This is a genomic window from Colwellia sp. 1_MG-2023, assembly GCF_030546755.1.
In the GTDB taxonomy this organism is placed as follows: Bacteria; Pseudomonadota; Gammaproteobacteria; order Enterobacterales; family Alteromonadaceae; genus Thalassotalea_H.
The window spans coordinates 179,412-196,857 of record NZ_JAUOPE010000003.1 but is presented as its reverse complement, the minus strand read 5'-3'; the positions used below and the strand labels follow the sequence as shown (position 1 = coordinate 196,857).

Below are 17,446 nucleotides of genomic sequence, written 5' to 3'. Positions count from 1 at the left end.
TGGTTGTTCCATGTAAATAGCGAACAACGAATAAAAAATGGCTTTTAATTGAACCCTTCGGGCAACGTTTGTTTGTCATTTCTACTGCATTTTTGCTCATTGAGGTGGAATAACCACATATCATTCGCAATGCTTTGTATAAATACCAAACAAACAGTTGCAAAAATCATCGCGAAAGATCAACACGCCCTAGTAAACATTAATCATTTTTGTACTAATGTACTTTGTTATACTATTTCATCGACTAATTTGTGCCGATAATTAATGACAATTACTGCAACAATGGCACAATAGTCTTGTGGTAAATAAAAAGGATAGTAAATGAAAGGCTTAATAGGTTTGTTTCTAATACTGGTCAGCCAGATCAGTGTTGCTGTTGAACAAGCAGAAACCATTTTCAAACAACTTGCGCCATCGCTTTATCAAATAAGGTTAATTGATAAAGCCAGTGGAGAAAAATCGTCCATTGGTTCAGGTTTTCAAATTAGCAGTGATGGATTAATTGCGACGAATTATCATGTTATTTCTAGCTTTGCTCGACATCCTGAAAAATACCGTATTGAGTATTTAGATAATAAAGGTAATAAAGCACTGCTTACGTTAAAAAGCATTGATGTTATCAATGACTTAGCACTAGTTAAACGAGAAGTAGATGGTGAAATGCCGTTTTTTGAAATCTCGCAAAGTATTCCCGTAAAAGGTGAAGAACTTTATTCGTTAGGAAATCCTCATGATCTAGGCATGATAGTCGTTCCGGGTACTTATAACGGACTTAAAAAAGAATCTTTTAACGACCGCATCCATTTTACTGGCTCGGTCAACTCAGGCATGAGTGGTGGCCCTGTTGTCAACAAAGATACTCAAGTAGTAGGTGTCAATGTTGCCACATCAGGCAATCAAATCGGCTTCTTAGTTCCTCATGACAAATTATTAGCATTAATTTCTCAATATCAGCAAGGAGACTTGTTAACCATCGATGAACAAATGGAGAGCCAACTGCTTGCCAATCAAAAAGAATTGGTTGAAACCTTATTAAAAAGTGACTGGCAATTGAAAAAGCTGGGTGAAGGTTTGATACCTACTATTGATGTACCTTTTATTCGTTGCTGGGGAGAATCAAACGCTGATAAAGATGACGCGCTTATTATGCTTGCAGTCGCCAACTGTTCGTTAGATGAAAACACTTATATCGCTAGTAATTTTTTCACTGGTTCTTTAGAAATGGAATACCGTTTCATGCAAGCGAAAAAGTTAACAGACACTAAGTTTTATCAATTATTTCAACGCCAGATTGCCCGTGTAATGCCAGGCAATAAAGCTGGCAAAGATGATGTTTCAGAGTTTGAATGTCAACATGACATTATCATGCCCGAGCACCAAAAAATTAATAATAAAGCCGTTTTTTGTACACGAGCCTATAAAGGCTTTTCCGACTTATACGATGTTATTTATCTAGGAGTTTCAATAGACAGACATGACCAAGCTCTGTTAAGTCACTTCACCTTCGCAGGTATTTCACAAAAAAGTGCGCAAGCGTTTACTAAGAAATTTATGGAGTCTGTCTCATGGAAATAATTATCGAAGAGATCAGCCGAGGTCAAAAATTATTAGGCCGTCATAAATTCAATAAGAATAGCATTAGCATTGGTCGTGGCTATCATAGCGATATTATTTTATCCGACCCCCATGTTTGTGCTGAGCACTTATCAATAGAATTTGACGGTGAAAATTGGCGAGTGGTTGATTTAAATAGTATAAATGGCTGTTTTTTGGGGGAAGGAAAAAAACCCGCCAATGGCCATATTATTCATTCTGGTGATGTTGTCACCATAGGTAAAAGCCAGATCCGAATTGTTTTCCCTCATCATCCTGTTGTTGACAGTATCACGCTGAGTCCATTTGAAAACTTAATCAACTTAACTAAACAGCCACTAGTGTTGACTATTAACGTCGTGATATTTGCACTGTTAACCGGTTGGATGTTCTTTTTAAATAACCCTAAAGAAGTAAACTTTACCCAATTATTTGTACCGGCGGTCGGTATAACTTTAATGTTTGCCATTTGGCCAGCAGCCGTTGCCTTAGTGTCGCATTTAACCAAGCATGACGCGCGAGTTTTTACGCAATTAGGTATTTGTTTTGTTTTTTATAATTTAAGTTGGGTAATTGATTTTCTTGAAGCATTGGTAAATTTCAATACATCAAGCCAATCTTTCATGCCTCATTTGATCATCGTACTGCCTATAGCTTTAGCTTTTTGTTTATTTTGGCTAAATTGCCATATAGGTTTCCATATGAGTAAAGTGAGAAGAGTAGTCGTTGCAGCTTCTCTAACAACGTTATTATTTGGCGGTACCTTCCTGATCCAACTGAGTAAAAAGCCTGAGTTTAGTGTCAGACCACAATTTAATTCAACCTTGTTAACGCCAAACTTTATGTTAGCGCCAAGCAATAATGTCGATGAATTTATTGAAAACAGTAATGACCTGTTTAAACACGTGCAAGCGACAAAAAATAAAGATGAATAAATCAATTTAATCATCTTTTAAGTATGATTCAAGCTCAAATATTTAGCAGATATTTGAGCTTTTTTATTGGCACAATAACGCTAATTGCTCTAATTTTCATGATAAAAAATACGATAAAATCTCAATGAGATACGCATAGAATGTACTCATAGATTGGGGTATTTAACTAAGGGGTTTTGACAAACTTTTCTTTTAAATAACGCTGTAATTTAATTAAGTCCTGCTCTGGAAACCATTTTTTATGGGCTAAATAGTAATCTTCACCGCGATACATTTTATCTAAAATATCATTTATGGCATTAATAGCTGCAGCCCCTTCCTGACTTTTTGAGCAACTAATATGAGCAATCAAATACGGTGGCGCGCCCGCTATGGCATGTTGTTCTAATAAAGCTTTTTGAGCTTGATTAGGCTTCATATCAATAGGCAATGCCAATAAATAATCTACTCGGTTAGCATATAGCATAGCTTCAAGTGCGGTAACTCGGTTTACTCCACCGCGAAAATAAATATTTTTCTTTGCTAATTTACCCACTTCAATATCTAGAAATGGTCCAAAAGAAACCCCGCTAGCAAGTCCTATAATTTCATTAGGTGTGTAATCAAATACTGCTTTAAGGCTGGTGATTTCTCCATCAGCATTAAATAGTTGTTCATCGAGTGGCGTGCGCTGGTTATAACGAAAAAGTTTATGGGTTAAATAAAATGCTTGTGGTGTTGAAAATAAAGAATACTTTTGACGCGATTCAAGTTTTGCTCGGTTTGCCACACATGCATTCGGTGTGGTTTGAAGGACTTGCTCAATACGCTTTATCGACATGCGTTGAACAACAATATCATATTGCTTTAATTGGCCGATAACACGACTTTCGATATAGGTAGCAACTGACGTCGTTGGCGCACTCATAGTGAGCAGGTTAAGATTTTCTTTTTTGTCTTCCACTAACCAAATAAGCGGTTTTTTGTCATTGTTTTGAACCGCTTGTTCAAATGCTCTGGCAAATACGTCAGATCCAATCGATAAGGATAAAATATAGAAAACAGACATTACATGATAACGGTTTAGTGTTTTCAATACTTTATCCTTTTATTTGCTATATGCAGAAATACCTATTAAGTATAGACGTTTATCGCAAACGTTAAGGTTTAGCAATAAAACCAACGGCATCATAAACTGAGGTCAAAATTTTACTGGCACGCACAGAGGCTTTTTCAGCGCCGTTACGCATGACTTGTTCCATTAATGCTTGGTCATTACGATACTGATGATACTTTTCTTGTATAGGCTCTAGCATTGCTACAACCGCGTCTGCTACATCACCTTTTAAATGACCATACATTTTATCTTCGTATTGTGGCAGCAATTGCTCAACACTTTGTCCTGTAGCACAGGATAAAAGCGATAATAAATTAGATACACCTGGTTTTTCTTCAATATCAAAATAGATACGGGCTTGCTCATCGGAATCAGTTACTGCTCGTTTAATCTTTTTAGCGATTTTCTTTGGATCTTCTAACAAGCCAATAAAATTACCTGGGTTGGTATCCGACTTTGACATTTTCTTAGTCGGCTCAAGTAAACTCATCACACGAGCCCCATGCTCAGGGATATATGGGTCAGGCACCACAAAAACATCACCATATATATTGTTAAAACGGGTAGCAATATCACGCGCTAACTCTAAATGTTGCTTTTGATCATCGCCAACAGGCACACGATCCGCACGATATAATAATATATCCGCTGCCATTAATACCGGATAAGTGAACAATCCCGAATTCATATTCGCTTCAGATTTTTGTGACTTATCTTTATATTGAGTCATTCGATTTAACTCACCCATTTGGGTGTAACAACTTAAAACCCAACTCAGTTGAGCATGCTCAGGCACATGAGACTGTATAAATATTGTGCTTTTCTCAGGATCAACCCCACATGCTAAGTATAAAGCTAAACCATCAAGCGTTGCTTTGCGTAGGGCAGCAGGATCAGGGCGAACAGTAATAGCATGTTGATTTACTAACATGTAATAACAATGATGCGAATCTTGCATATTTACCCACTGCTTAAGTGCACCTAAATAATTACCAATAGTTAATTCGCCCGATGGCTGACAGCCACTTAATACAACAGGTTTGCTCATGAGATTTCTATACCTAAATAACGATTTTTGATAAAAATTGATTTACTTGATCAATTTTAGATTATTTTTTCACTGTCGCGAGTTGAGCTCGCATTTCATCAATTGCCTGTTGGTAATTGGGTTTTGAAAATATAGCCGAACCAGCAACAAACATATCCGCACCCGCGGCGGCTATTTCAGCAATATTATCAGCTTTAACACCACCATCTACTTCTAATCGAATATCTCGACCACTAGCAGTAATTTTTTCGCGAACTAACTTTATTTTCTCTAAAGTTGTCGGAATAAAAGACTGTCCGCCAAAGCCTGGGTTCACAGACATTAATAAAATGACGTCGAGCTTATCCATGACGAAATCTAAACAATGCAAAGGGGTCGCAGGGTTTAATACTAAGCCGGCTTTACAGCCATGATCTTTAATTAATTGTAATGTCCTATCGATATGATCACTGCCTTCAGGATGAAAAGTAATAATATCAGCTCCTGCTTTTGCAAAACCAGGAATAAGACTATCTACAGGTTTAACCATCAAATGCACATCAATTGGAGCTGTAATGCCATAGTCTCGTAAAGACTGACAGATCATTGGACCAAAAGTTAAATTAGGGACAAAGTGGTTATCCATGACATCAAAATGTACAACATCAGCCCCCGCTGCAAGAACATTTGCCACATCCTCGCCTAAACGAGCGAAATCAGCTGAAAGTATGGATGGCGCAATTAAATATGAAGACATTATTTTCCCCTTTAAAAAACAGCGCTACTTTACCTAAAACACGACTAAAAATGAAGCATAAAGACAATTTTGGCTATTTTATTTTTGCAGGCTATACATTTACCCTTAATGATAAAAATGCTTGCTCTTGCTTGTTTAAACTCAATATTTTAAGTCATTTTTTCACATTTCATCTTTAACGTATTTCTTGAATAATTTAACGAAAAGATAAAAGTTATCCTATGATTAGTCATCAATAATAATGCACCTTTTTTGAGCATTGTTGAAACACGCGCACTATTATTGATCATCGCAAATTAGTCATTTTTTATAAAAAACACTTAATTAATTGATTTTTATATGAAATATATTTTTTGTTATTCAGGCACTCTCTTTGCAATCTTAAAGTAACAAAAATAAACTAAATGAGAATCACATGAAAAAAACACTATTAAATATCGCACTCTCTTCAACTCTTTTAACAGCTTCAATCGCTTCATTTAACGCTAGTGCCGAAGAAGGCCTTGGTGGTATTGAAGGATTAAGTGGCAACGTTGGCGTTGTATCACAATACTTTTTCCGTGGTATTGCACAAACCACTACAGCTTCAGCAAGCGGTGGCTTAGACCTTGAAAAAGGTGGCTTTTACGCTGGAACTTGGGCTGCAGATGTACAAGACGGCATCGAAATTGATTTTTATGCGGGTTACGGAATAGAAACAGATAGCGGTATTAGCTTAAGTGCTGGTTTCACTACGTATCAATACACAGGTGATTTTGATTCAGCGTATAACGAAATTAACTTAAGCGCTGCTTATGGTATGTTTTCACTTTCATACAATGTTGGTACTCACGAAGAAGACAAAGACTTAGGTATTGATGAATCTGACTACGATTTTGTTTCATTAACTGTAGAAGGTGAGTCAGGTTTATACGCAACGCTTGGTTCATGGGGTAAAGATTTTGACGGTGAATACGTAGAGCTTGGTTACGGCACGTCAATTTCTGGTTTTGATATTGGTGTTGCATTAATTTCTAATTCAGAAGAGTTAGATGTTGAAACAGGCAAAGGCGAAGAATCATTAGTATTAAGTATCGGCGCCTCTTTCTAAGAAAATATTTTTAACGTATTTCGACGCTAAATATTAAAAAACGCATAGGGGCTGTTGCTCTTTCGAGGTTAAATTTTGTTCGAGATAAAATCGTTTTAATCGCGGCGAGTTGTGTGTAGCCTAGTCATTCTAAGCAAATACTACTCAACAAAGAGTAAAACGATTTTAGCCGAATCCTTCGGACAGCGTTTGTTGGTCATTTTTACGGCGTTGCCCCACAAGGATGTGAGGTAAGGTGACTTTGCAGGAGCATAAAGTCTTTATCGCCTTTTTATGTGGAATAACCATATTACAAAAGCTCTGCCTTGTATAAATACCCAACAAAATGCTGCAAAAACAATATCGAAAGATCAACAGCCCCTAATATTAACTATGCGTTTTTTATTGAGCTATTGCATATAGATACTTTTTCAAAGTACAAATTTAATCAAGGTTATCAATGCCATAACACCTAAAGTAAAAGGCCAAAAGCACAGCTTAGGCAATAAATTATCTTCCACCATTATCCATTTTGACGTAACCGCTTTTCCTTGTGAAAAGAAATAAGTATTAATAATTAGCATCACCATTAAGAAGTACATCAATAAAAAGAAATATTCGATATAGACGATGCCATCTTCAGAAAATTGCTCGCGTAATTGAATATGCGAAATTAATACGACAAAAAACAACGCAGAAACAATTGAAATAACACCGGTAAAATTAAACCCTAACGACTCTCTTTTTTTAGGCTCTGCTGTTACCGTCATTAATAAAGCAAATAACAAGGTTGCTACCGTTAATAAAGGTACTAAGTTAATAATAAAGGCATTTAAGAATTTTCTTTTCATTACTACATTAAAGTAAAGTTCTGGGTATTCATATTTTTGCAAATTAAAACTTGTCCCAAAATCGGTATCATAATGAATCGTTTTAAAGTCGAAAAAAGTCTCATCAACTTGCCAATCACCCAACACTAAATCTTGTTCAATGCCAAATGATTGACCCAATTGGGTTGATTTATAGTTATCTAACGCTGGCGTAAAAATCAAATTCCGTTCTGAAATTTTAGGAGAAATTCTGATCCACACTGTCTTATGATCTAATGGATAATCTAAATAGTTAAAGTTTTGTCTTAACACAACATTGAAAAACCAGCCATAAACCGTGCCACCCTCAACTGTTTGCTGATATTTCAACTCCAATTCAGAACCTGCTACTTGTTCAGGAAATATAAAACTGGGTTGCAACGTTTGACTATTGTTATCTTCAGTTGGCAGTGTTTGCCATACATAACCTGTTACGTTAACGTCATTTGAACTTTTGAACGCGAGAGATTGAATAAAAAAACCGGTAGGAATGAAGGTCACCTCTTGTTTACTAAACCCAGGTGTATTTTGTAATTTATCAGTAAGACTCTTTTGAGCAGCTTCTGTGGATATAAGCTGATCGATATTCGGCTGATAATGGTTATCGACATGCAGCCAAGTTAGCACAATAACTACTAGAAAAATCAGCGATAAAACATGAGAAACTCGCCACATTATTTTTCTAAAATTATTCGGCTTATTTATCAATGTCATTGAAAATCCTTTTAATAAGTATTTTTAGTGGCTGAATATACACAAATTTTCTACATAACCATAGTACGAGCTAACAAATAAAAAGTGTTTAAATACTTGCATTTAGATTACGTCTTTAGTTTACTATCAAAGTGATGCATAACAGTATTAGGGAAAAGAATGACTCAGAAGATACGAAACACCATTAAAAGTGTTGCTTCAGCATTTTTAGGCGTCCAAAGTGATAAAAACAGGGAAAAAGATTTTACTGAAGGCAAGTTCAGCCACTTTGTTATTATTGGATTGCTTGGCGTAATTATCTTTATAGGTGCTTTGATCAGCATAGTTTCTATCGTGCTAAACTAAGCAATTTTTCAGCTTATTGTCATTATTTTTTAGCATTATAAAGTACCATTAACTCAGCCACTTTTTTTCGTCCTCCCCCCTTTTGACTAATGGTTCTCGCCACTTGAATCGATTTCTTTTTATTGGCGCCCTGATAAATCTTGCGAGTCCATATTGTGTCATGATTACTAATTAACACACTAACATCTTTATTTTCGACGATTTCTTCTGCCGCATTCGCTAAGTCTGCTTGCTCATCTAAACCAAAACCATTTCCTGCATAACTGGTAAAACTGGCAGTTTTACTTAACGGCACATAGGGTGGATCACAATAAATAACATCGCCATTTTCAGCTCTCGCAAATGTTTGTCGATAGCTCTCACAAATAAAGATGGCATTTTGAGCTTTTTCAGCAAAAAACCACAATTCATCTTCCGGAAAGTAGGGTTTCTTATATTTTCCAAAAGGGACATTGTAACCTCCAGATTTATTATATCGACATAAGCCGTTATAACCATGGCGGTTCATATATAAAAAAAGTAGCGAACGATAATATTTATCAACCGTCGCGTTAAACTCGGTCCGTAAATGATAATAAGCTTCGGCTTGATTATTTTCTGGACAGAAAATCTTTTTAGCGTCCTCAATAAATTGCTGAGGTTTACTTTGAATGATCTGATATAAGTTAATCAAATCTTTATTGATATCGTTTAAGATATAACTTTGATGATCGCTATTTAAAAAAACTGAGCCAGCACCGACAAAAGGCTCAATTAGCCTATCTCCCGGTGGTAGCATTTTATTAATAACATCGCTAAGACTGTATTTTCCACCAGCCCACTTTAAAAACGCTCGATGTTTTTTTACCATTTAGCTCAACACCCTAATACGACAGATTAGCCTTCAAAGGCTAAGATGCGGGAATTGTAACTTGATTCTCTACTGATTGGGAGCGTTGAAAGCGATTGATTTCATCATTAATCGTGGTTATAGCTTTGATCCATGGCGATCTATCTTTGATCGTTTGTGGAAGCTGAGTAATTGCTAGTTCTGCTTGTTGGCGGTCTTGAAAATATTGACTCGTCACTATGGTCATCGTCTCATCATTAACTAAACGTTGGTATTGATAAAAGGACAAGCCTTGATATTCCGCCAAAAATTCATTCAAAACATTTTGTTGGGTAAATCCTGCTATTTGAATCACAAAACCTTGCTCCTGACCTTGGTATTGACCATTGATCTTCGCAGGTTCTGTTATGGGTAAGTGTTGATTTTCGCCAATTTGATCATTAGTCAGAGGTTCCACAGAAGCTTCGATATTCTCAACACTAATTTCAGCCATTAATTTTGGTTGTTTTTCTACCTCTGTAACAACATCTTTATTTGGTGCTATTGATGCTTGCGTGATTTCATTATTCTCATCACGGGTTAATACAGCTTCATTTGTAATTTTTTCATCAAGGTTTTGATGATAAGCTTCAATCGCATTAATAATATCAACGGGTTGAGCGGCTTGAGGGATCTTTTCCCCGATAATAGCATTTACGGATGGTTGCTCCATTAAAGAGCTAAAAATATCCGATGCTGTAGCTTGTGAAGGAGCCGATATAACAACCTTATCCGTCACTTGAACAAATGTATCCTTAGTTTGTCCCGCTTCACTTTTCGTGATGTTTTCCGTTCCCGTTAAATGAGCAATTGTGGTACTAAAACCAAAAACGTCTCGTTTAAATAATACATAAACACTTCCTGCTGCGATTAAAGACAATACAACAAAAAATGCTAACCACTTTTTCATTGGAGTGATGGCTAAATAATTTTTAGGTGGTTTAAACTGTTTAGCATTATGTGAAATCAACTGGCCTGTTTGAGCCGAAATTATCGCTAATTTTTTATGGAATAAAGATTGGTTCTCACAAATTTTTAATCCACCTTGCGGCGTTGATAACATTAAAATACTAATGTGATGATCTGATTTTTTGGCAATTTCTGCCAATTGACACAATTCATGAGTTAATTGTAATGACAATAAATGGGCATTATCAATAACTATACTCACTGGCTGCTGATGCTTTTTAACAAGATTAATTAAGCTTACAGCAACCGATTGCTCTGGATCAAAAAGGGTATTACCAAATAGTTGTTCAATGATACGGCAACGTACTTGTAGGTTATTTAATTTTGCCGACATAGTAATATATGCGGCATTATGATCTGGCGAAAGGTTACTGAGAAATTGGCTACCAACACTTGAACAAAGAGCTATTTGTTCATCCACCACCATAACGGCTTGTTTTGAAAATCGTAAAATATAATCAACACGTGCGGTTGCACTAATAGTTGTGACGCTTTCTGGTTGTGTTGGAGTTTCAAGAGCTTGCGCTAACGAAGACATATTTCACCTATCTGTAAATTTTTACAGAATTTGCTGAAGCATGTCCTCGTTGATATCGTCACGCATGACTGATTTACCAATTGCAGTTGGGATAATTAAACGTAATTTACCACCAATGTTTTTCTTATCGCGGCGCATATGTTTAATAAATTCATTAAAGCCCATGTTTTCTGGCGCTATTAATGGCAATTCAAAATCTGTTAATAGTTTTTCAATACGACGAAGTTCTGACACTTCTAGCAAATTCATTGCTACTGAAAGCTTTGCAGCAAGTACCATGCCAGTGGCTACAGCTTCACCATGCAACCAGTTTCCGTAACCTTGTTCAGCTTCAATCGCATGACCAAAAGTATGCCCTAAATTCAGTAATGCTCGAACGCCTGCTTCAGTTTCATCAGCCGAAACAATATCGGCCTTACACTGACAACATTTTTCAATCATTTGAATTAAAACAGGTTGTTCACCGGCTTTAATCGCCTCGGTATTAGCTTCTAACCAAGCAAAAAATTCACCGTCACCTAAAATGCCATACTTGATCACTTCAGCCATTCCTGCTGAAAACTCTCTTTTAGGTAAGGTTGTTAAACTATCAATATCAATTATCACGGCTTTCGGTTGATAGAAAGCCCCGATCATATTTTTTCCTAAAGGATGATTAACCGCGGTTTTCCCACCAACTGAAGAATCTACCTGAGATAATAATGTAGTTGGAATTTGAATAAAGTCGATACCGCGTTGATAACAAGCTGCAGCAAAGCCAGTGATATCACCGATAACACCACCGCCTAATGCAATCAAGGTAGAATCTCTACCATGAGTATTCGCTAATAAGTGCGACATTATCTTGTCGAAATTGGCTAAATTTTTCTCTGCTTCACCATCATCAAGGATCACTTCGTCAACTTGATAGTCAAGTAATTTAGCTTTGAGAGTTTCAAGATAAAGTGGTGCTACAACAGTATTCGTGACAATACACACCCGCTTTGCGCGAATATGTTGAGAGAGTAAATTATCTTGGTTAAATAAATTACTCTCTATATAGATTGGATAACTGCGCTCACCTAAGTCAAGCTTTAGGGTTGCCATAGTTTAGAAATCTAGTCGCTCAACAATTTTATTAGCAACAACTTTAGCGCTTTGGTCATCGGTTTGAACGATAACATCAGCAATTTCTTCATAAAGAGGATTGCGTTCAACTGCTAAGTTTTCTAATACGGTACGAGGGTCTTCTGACGTTTGTAATAACGGACGTCGACGATCACGCTGAGTTCTAGCCACTTGCTTATCAATAGTGGTTTCAAGATAAACCACAATACCACGTGCTGATAAGCGATTACGAACGATATCGCTTATCACTGAGCCACCACCCGTAGCCAAGACAATGCCTTGCATTTCTGATAAATCATCAATCACGGTTTCTTCTCTTTTACGGAAACCTTCTTCGCCTTCAAGATCAAAAACCCAAGCGATGTCTGCACCAGTACGGCGCTCTATTTCCTGATCAGAGTCAAAAAATTCTAAATGAAGCTTATCAGCTAATTCTCTACCTATTGTGCTTTTGCCTGCACCCATAGGTCCTACTAGGAAAATGTTACGTTTTTCTGCCATGAGACTAACTTAATACTCGTTTAAATTGCGTTTACAGGTAAGAGGGAACCTCCCTCGAAAATTTTAAGGGCGTAATTATCGCAATTGTTGGGTATGAATTGCAAGTAAGCAATGTACAAAAGTACAGCTTACTTGCAAATAATTTAAAATCTTTCAGTAACTATGCGTGGTGTAACAAAAATAAGTAGTTCTTTTTTCTCATTAAAGTTATTACTATTTCTAAACATCCAGCCAAAATATGGAATATCACCTAATACAGGTACTTTTGAAACGCTGCTGATGATTGATTGTTGATAAATACCACCGAGCACTATAGTTTCGCCATTGTTGACTAATACTTGTGTCCCTATTCTTTGAGTATCTATCGCAGGGGCCGAACCACTTTGCACGTCTGAAACGGTATCTTGTGTAACCACTAAATCAAGAATAATTCTATCATCAGGCGTGATATGTGGGGTAACCGTTAAACTAAGCACTGCTTTCTTAAATTGCGTTGCGGTAGCGCCACTTGATGCTGCTTCTTGATAAGGAATTTCAACCCCTTGCTCAATATACGCTTCTTTTTGATTTGCCGTAGTAATACGCGGGCTAGCAATGATTTCACCTTTGTTTTCTTTTTCCATGGCACTTAATTCAAGATCTAAGATAGTACCATCGGCAAGTCGCGCTACTTGGAAAGCAATACTACCCGCAGGATTAGCAACCGGTAAATTAACATTCAACCTATCAGCAAGTGCTGGTACAACGCCACCATTTGCAGAGTCGGCACCACCTATTCCTCCGGAAGAAGCAAACTCTCCATCAGTATCAGTAACTCCCCAACGAATACCCAACTCTTCATTGATGTTATCTTTAACTGTCACCATTCTTGATTCAATAACCACTTGGCGTACAGGTATATCTAACACACTAACCATACGTTTAATGTCTTCGATACTCTTTGCTGTATCACGAATAAGTAAGGTATTGGTTCTTTCATCAACACTGACACTACCACGAGGAGATAAAATTGAATTGTCTTCACTTTTAATCAAGGCCGCAAACTCAATCGCTTTCGCATAATTGACTTGGACATATTCAGAATATAATGGCGCTAATTCCGCCACTTGTTGTTTAGCTTGCAATTCCCTAGCTTCTCGCGCAGCCAATTCATCACTTGGGGCAACCATTAAAATGTTGCCCTGCATACGTTTATCTAAACCTTTTACTTTTAAGATAATATCTAACGCTTGATCCCAAGGAACACCGTCTAGTCGTAATGTTATATTGCCATTTACCGTATCACTAGTGACTAAATTGAATCCATTATAGTCAGCAATAATTTGAAGTACGGTTCGAACAGGAATGTCTTGGAAATTTAAAGAAATTGCGCGGCCAGAGAAATCTTCAGAGTCACCTAAATAACCAGGTACTTTCACTTTCTCTGTGACTGTTAAAGAAAACACATTATTTAACTGCTGATGCTTAAAAGTAAAGTTATCTGCAATATCAACCACTAAACGTGCATTTTTACCTTCTCTAAACGTTTCAATACCTTTTACTAACGTACCGAAATCGGTAACATCTAAGGTATAAAGCAAGTCATCTAAAATTTTCGTGTTATGAAATTCAACATACACTTTACCTAAACGATCACTTACATCAACAGCAACCATGCTGTCGTCTAAGTACACAAGTAACTGACCTTCATTTCCTTGACCACGTTTAAAATCTATTGACGCAATATTATTAATAAATTCTGATTTGACTGGTGTTAAATTACCTAACGATGCGACATTGCCTTTATTTAATAATAAATTAAATTGATTCTCACTTTGACTGACATCAAAGATAGATAATTGATCTAAATGAACAGAAGCGACAATCTTTCCAGATAATTTTTGAATGGTGACTTCTTTAACACCGGCATGAGCCACAATAGTCTTTGCTAATTGTTCGTCATAACTGTCTGCCTCAAATGTAATATCAATACGTGCAGGGTTTACTGACGTTTTAATAGTAGGTTGCGAAACAATGTTTTCTGATAAAATAAACACTAATTCTATTTCATCATTTTGCATTGTGTTATAGCTAACACCAGTAATTTCAGCAGCTATCGCGGTATATGAAAAAAGAGTAAGTGCCAACGTAGTGGCAATTTTTTTAAACATAGTTATCTTTAATTTTCTAATTATTCTAATAAATTGCAACATCACTTCCTTTGCCCCTCTGAACCTGACTCAACCATAGCGACAACAGTTTCGCGTTCAACCCAACACCCTGCACCATCTGGAATTAATTCGATCACTTTAACATTATTTTGACTGACTTCGGTAATTTTACCATGGTATAAACCAAGATAATTACCTACCGCAACACGATGCAAGGTCGCATCTGATGCTTCAACTAATGCCCAGGTTATTCCTAATTCACCTAAGGTTCCACGCATCGTCAAATCGCTTAAAGAAAACTTTTCTAAGGGTTGTTTTCTTCGACGAGGATCAGGACTTAAACACCCTGACATTTGTTGAATTTTTTCTTGAATAGCTTCAGGCCTAGGTATATCAAATGGACTACGAAGCGAACTCACTGAATAATCGAAATGATGAAAAACCGGTACAGACGGCATAGGATCAATTTGTTTAGGTGTATTCGCTTGAACCTCTGCAATATGCGCTTTTAAATCACTTGTATCATCAAAACACCCAGCAATAAAAAATAGAGGGATTAAAATGGCTAATTTTTTCATTCTACTTTAGCCTCCGAATAACGATAAGTTTTGGCTTGTAATTTTAAATTCAATTGTCCGTTTGCTTCTTTATTAATATCAATATCAAAATCATGAAGAGTTACAATTCTTGGTAAACCCGCTATTTTACTAACGAAGCTGCCAAACTCATGGTAAGTACCAATAACTTCAATATCTATTGGTAATTCGATATATATTTCTTGAGTGATCTCTGGTTGCCAATTTAATTTAACAAAATTAAGACCACTCGTAGTACCTACAAAAGTAATATCATCAAGTAAACCAGGAGTTTCATGACTTTCCGGTAAACTTTTCAATTGTGTTGCAAAAAGCTCTTCGGCTTCTATCATTTGCTGTTTAAAGAGTTCTAAATTAGCTGAAATATGATACTTAGCCTGATACTGCTGCTTTAATGTTGTTTCTTCGGCAACCACTCGATTCAAGGTATCAATTTTATCGCTGATCAAAAACATGTAACCTAAACCAAGCACGACAATAGCAATAAAGACAGAAAAGACGCCTTTTGCCAAAGGTGGCCACTGGGCAAGGTTGTCTAATTCAAGGTTATCGAATTGTGAAAAATCTATATTCACTTGCTTGCTCCTTGAGTGTTAGCAACATCTGTTAACCCTTTAATTCGAACCCGCATTTTAAAATCACTTAATAATTTACTTTGCGCATCGTTAGCAGTTATCGATTCTAAAACCGCGTCCGTGAATAAATCTGAACTTTCAATTTTTCTAATCATATTCGCTAAATGGTTATTCGATTCACTCTTACCGATTAATTGTAAGCTACTTCCTTGTTTTTCCATTTTAATCAGATATATTCCCGTCGGTACAACTTTCGCTATTTCATCAAGCACTTGTGTACCAACGTTACGACTGCGTTGAAGTTGTTCAACAACCGCAGTGCGCTTTTGCAATTCATTTTTCTTTTCATTTAACGTTTTAATTTGGCTGATACGAGCGTCTAAAACTGCAATCTCATTTTTTATAAATTGATTACGACTATTTTGCCCATCAATACGCATTTGATAAACTTGACTGACTAAAAAAACAACGGCGAACGCCCCTAAAGCAATAGCAGTTAATATCGTAAAAAATTCTCGTTGCTTCGCTTTTTCGGCTTCTTCTCGCCATGGTAATAAATTTATATGTGCCATGTAGAAAAACTCCTTAAAGCTAAACCCGCGGCCACCATATACTGTGATGCAGTTTGATTTAATTCTTGTTCATTAATTGATGAAGAAAGCGCCATATGAGAAAACGGATTAGCGATAACCGTATGTATACCTAATTCTTCATTCAGTAATTCATGAATGCCTTCTACTTGAGCACATCCACCAGATATCACTAAATAGTCGATTTTATTTTTGCCACTTGAAGTTAAAAACATTTGAATAGCACGTCGTATCTGTTGCACCAAAACCGTATGAAAAGGTGCCAATACTTCAAAAGTGTAATTAGGTGGCAAATCATTGCTGACTTTAGCCGCTTCAGCATCTTCAAAGGATTTATTATAATAAGAGACGATGGAGCGAGTATATTGTTCACCTCCAAACATTTGATCGCGACTATATAAGTGCTCACCCGCATGAGACACTGAAAAAAGTGTCATCATTGCGCCAATATCAACAATGGCAACGGTTTTATCGATCGCGTCATCAGGGAGTAAAGGTAAAATCAAATCATACGATCGACTTACCGCGTATGATTCAACATCAACAACTTTCGTAGTGAAACCACCGGCTTCTAAAGCTGACACTCTTGCTTCAACCGACTCAGTTCGAGCGGCACTCAATAAAACATTTATTTTGGTAGGATCAGATTCATTCACATCTAATGGTTCAAAATCTAAACTAACTTCATCAAGTGGGTATGGAATTAAACTGTCGGCTTCAATTTCTATTTGACTCGCTAATTCTTGCTCATTGAGCGAGACATCCATATAAATAACTTTAGTGATAACGGTTTGACCAGAAACAGCGGCGGCTGCTTGGGTAGCAGAAGCAGTAATTTTGCTTCGTAGTTTTGCGATAACGTTGCCAACGGCTTCAATATCTTGAATTTCTCTGTCGATAATAGCACCTCTGGGCATTAGCTCAGTTGCTATTGCTTCTAACACATATCCCTCGGCGCCCTGATTGATTAATACCGCTTTCGCAGAATGAGATCCAATATCTATCCCTACAACCAAAGAAGTTTTCTTTTTCCAAAGATTTTTCAGCATAACTTCCTACTAGATCATTTTATTGTAATAATATAGCTATATTTTCCAGATAAATACATTTATTACATGCTTTTAAAGGATATACTAGTAGTAATCAG

General features: G+C 36.6%; 17 protein-coding genes and 1 pseudogene. 5 read left to right on the top strand and 13 right to left on the bottom strand.

Annotation, left to right across the window (positions count from 1 at the left end):
- The first annotated feature begins 321 nt into the window (after positions 1-321).
- Together Q4493_RS04705 and Q4493_RS04700 are read left to right on the top strand one after the other, a co-directional pair.
- The gene (locus Q4493_RS04705; RefSeq protein ID WP_303449755.1) at positions 322-1,575 is read left to right on the top strand and encodes a serine protease; all 1,254 of its coding nucleotides are present in this window, start codon (positions 322-324) and stop codon (positions 1,573-1,575) included.
- On the top strand, positions 1,566-2,528 hold the full coding sequence (locus Q4493_RS04700) for an FHA domain-containing protein (protein WP_303449754.1): 963 nt from the start codon (positions 1,566-1,568) through the stop codon (positions 2,526-2,528). The genes Q4493_RS04705 and Q4493_RS04700 overlap by 10 nt, the downstream gene beginning before the upstream one ends.
- A gap of 166 nt (positions 2,529-2,694) precedes the next feature.
- Here the strand turns inward: Q4493_RS04700 and Q4493_RS04695 are convergent, their stop codons facing one another.
- The 3 genes from Q4493_RS04695 to rpe form a co-directional block, all read right to left on the bottom strand.
- Positions 2,695-3,603 (bottom strand): hypothetical protein, encoded by a 909-nt coding sequence (locus Q4493_RS04695; protein ID WP_303449753.1) that lies wholly within the window; start codon positions 3,601-3,603, stop codon positions 2,695-2,697.
- Between the two features lie 64 nt (positions 3,604-3,667).
- On the bottom strand, positions 3,668-4,672 hold the full coding sequence (gene trpS, locus Q4493_RS04690) for a tryptophan--tRNA ligase (protein ID WP_303449751.1): 1,005 nt from the start codon (positions 4,670-4,672) through the stop codon (positions 3,668-3,670).
- A 61-nt stretch (positions 4,673-4,733) separates the two neighbouring features.
- Entirely contained in the window at positions 4,734-5,408 is a 675-nt protein-coding gene (gene rpe / locus Q4493_RS04685; protein ID WP_303449749.1) for a ribulose-phosphate 3-epimerase, read from the bottom strand.
- A 415-nt stretch (positions 5,409-5,823) separates the two neighbouring features.
- Between rpe and Q4493_RS04680 the strand changes: the two genes are divergently transcribed.
- Positions 5,824-6,498, top strand: a complete 675-nt coding sequence (locus Q4493_RS04680) for a TorF family putative porin (RefSeq protein WP_303449748.1) — start codon at positions 5,824-5,826, stop codon at positions 6,496-6,498.
- Positions 6,499-6,609: 111 nt separating this feature from the next.
- Positions 6,610-6,869: pseudogene (locus Q4493_RS04675) on the top strand (hypothetical protein); the annotation flags it as partial.
- Between the two features lie 39 nt (positions 6,870-6,908).
- Here Q4493_RS04675 and Q4493_RS04670 read toward each other — a convergent pair.
- On the bottom strand, positions 6,909-8,060 hold the full coding sequence (locus Q4493_RS04670) for a hypothetical protein (protein WP_303449747.1): 1,152 nt from the start codon (positions 8,058-8,060) through the stop codon (positions 6,909-6,911).
- A 159-nt stretch (positions 8,061-8,219) separates the two neighbouring features.
- On the opposite strand from Q4493_RS04670, the gene Q4493_RS04665 reads away from it, so the two are divergent.
- Complete coding sequence (locus Q4493_RS04665; protein WP_303449746.1) at positions 8,220-8,405, top strand: DUF2970 domain-containing protein; 186 nt, start codon at positions 8,220-8,222, stop codon at positions 8,403-8,405.
- A 22-nt stretch (positions 8,406-8,427) separates the two neighbouring features.
- Here the strand turns inward: Q4493_RS04665 and Q4493_RS04660 are convergent, their stop codons facing one another.
- The 9 genes from Q4493_RS04660 to Q4493_RS04620 form a co-directional block, all read right to left on the bottom strand.
- Entirely contained in the window at positions 8,428-9,255 is an 828-nt protein-coding gene (locus Q4493_RS04660; RefSeq protein ID WP_303449745.1) for a Dam family site-specific DNA-(adenine-N6)-methyltransferase, read from the bottom strand.
- Positions 9,256-9,295: 40 nt separating this feature from the next.
- A complete protein-coding gene (locus Q4493_RS04655) occupies positions 9,296-10,780 on the bottom strand; it encodes an SPOR domain-containing protein (protein WP_303449744.1) in 1,485 nt (494 codons plus the stop codon).
- Positions 10,781-10,801: 21 nt separating this feature from the next.
- On the bottom strand, positions 10,802-11,866 hold the full coding sequence (aroB, locus tag Q4493_RS04650) for a 3-dehydroquinate synthase (protein ID WP_303449743.1): 1,065 nt from the start codon (positions 11,864-11,866) through the stop codon (positions 10,802-10,804).
- A 3-nt stretch (positions 11,867-11,869) separates the two neighbouring features.
- A complete protein-coding gene (gene aroK / locus Q4493_RS04645) occupies positions 11,870-12,388 on the bottom strand; it encodes a shikimate kinase AroK (RefSeq protein WP_303449742.1) in 519 nt (172 codons plus the stop codon).
- A gap of 143 nt (positions 12,389-12,531) precedes the next feature.
- A complete protein-coding gene (locus tag Q4493_RS04640) occupies positions 12,532-14,538 on the bottom strand; it encodes a type IV pilus secretin PilQ (RefSeq protein WP_303449740.1) in 2,007 nt (668 codons plus the stop codon).
- Between the two features lie 41 nt (positions 14,539-14,579).
- The gene (locus Q4493_RS04635; RefSeq protein ID WP_303449738.1) at positions 14,580-15,116 is read right to left on the bottom strand and encodes a pilus assembly protein PilP; all 537 of its coding nucleotides are present in this window, start codon (positions 15,114-15,116) and stop codon (positions 14,580-14,582) included.
- Positions 15,113-15,709: a type 4a pilus biogenesis protein PilO gene (locus Q4493_RS04630; RefSeq protein WP_303449737.1), complete on the bottom strand. Its 597-nt coding sequence runs from the start codon at positions 15,707-15,709 to the stop codon at positions 15,113-15,115. The genes Q4493_RS04635 and Q4493_RS04630 overlap by 4 nt, the downstream gene beginning before the upstream one ends.
- Complete coding sequence (locus Q4493_RS04625) at positions 15,706-16,281, bottom strand: PilN domain-containing protein (RefSeq protein ID WP_303449736.1); 576 nt, start codon at positions 16,279-16,281, stop codon at positions 15,706-15,708. The genes Q4493_RS04630 and Q4493_RS04625 overlap by 4 nt, the downstream gene beginning before the upstream one ends.
- Positions 16,269-17,348, bottom strand: coding sequence for a pilus assembly protein PilM (locus tag Q4493_RS04620; protein WP_303449735.1), 1,080 nt, complete (start codon positions 17,346-17,348; stop codon positions 16,269-16,271). Before Q4493_RS04620 ends, Q4493_RS04625 begins: the two co-directional genes overlap by 13 nt.
- Positions 17,349-17,446 lie beyond the last annotated feature (98 nt).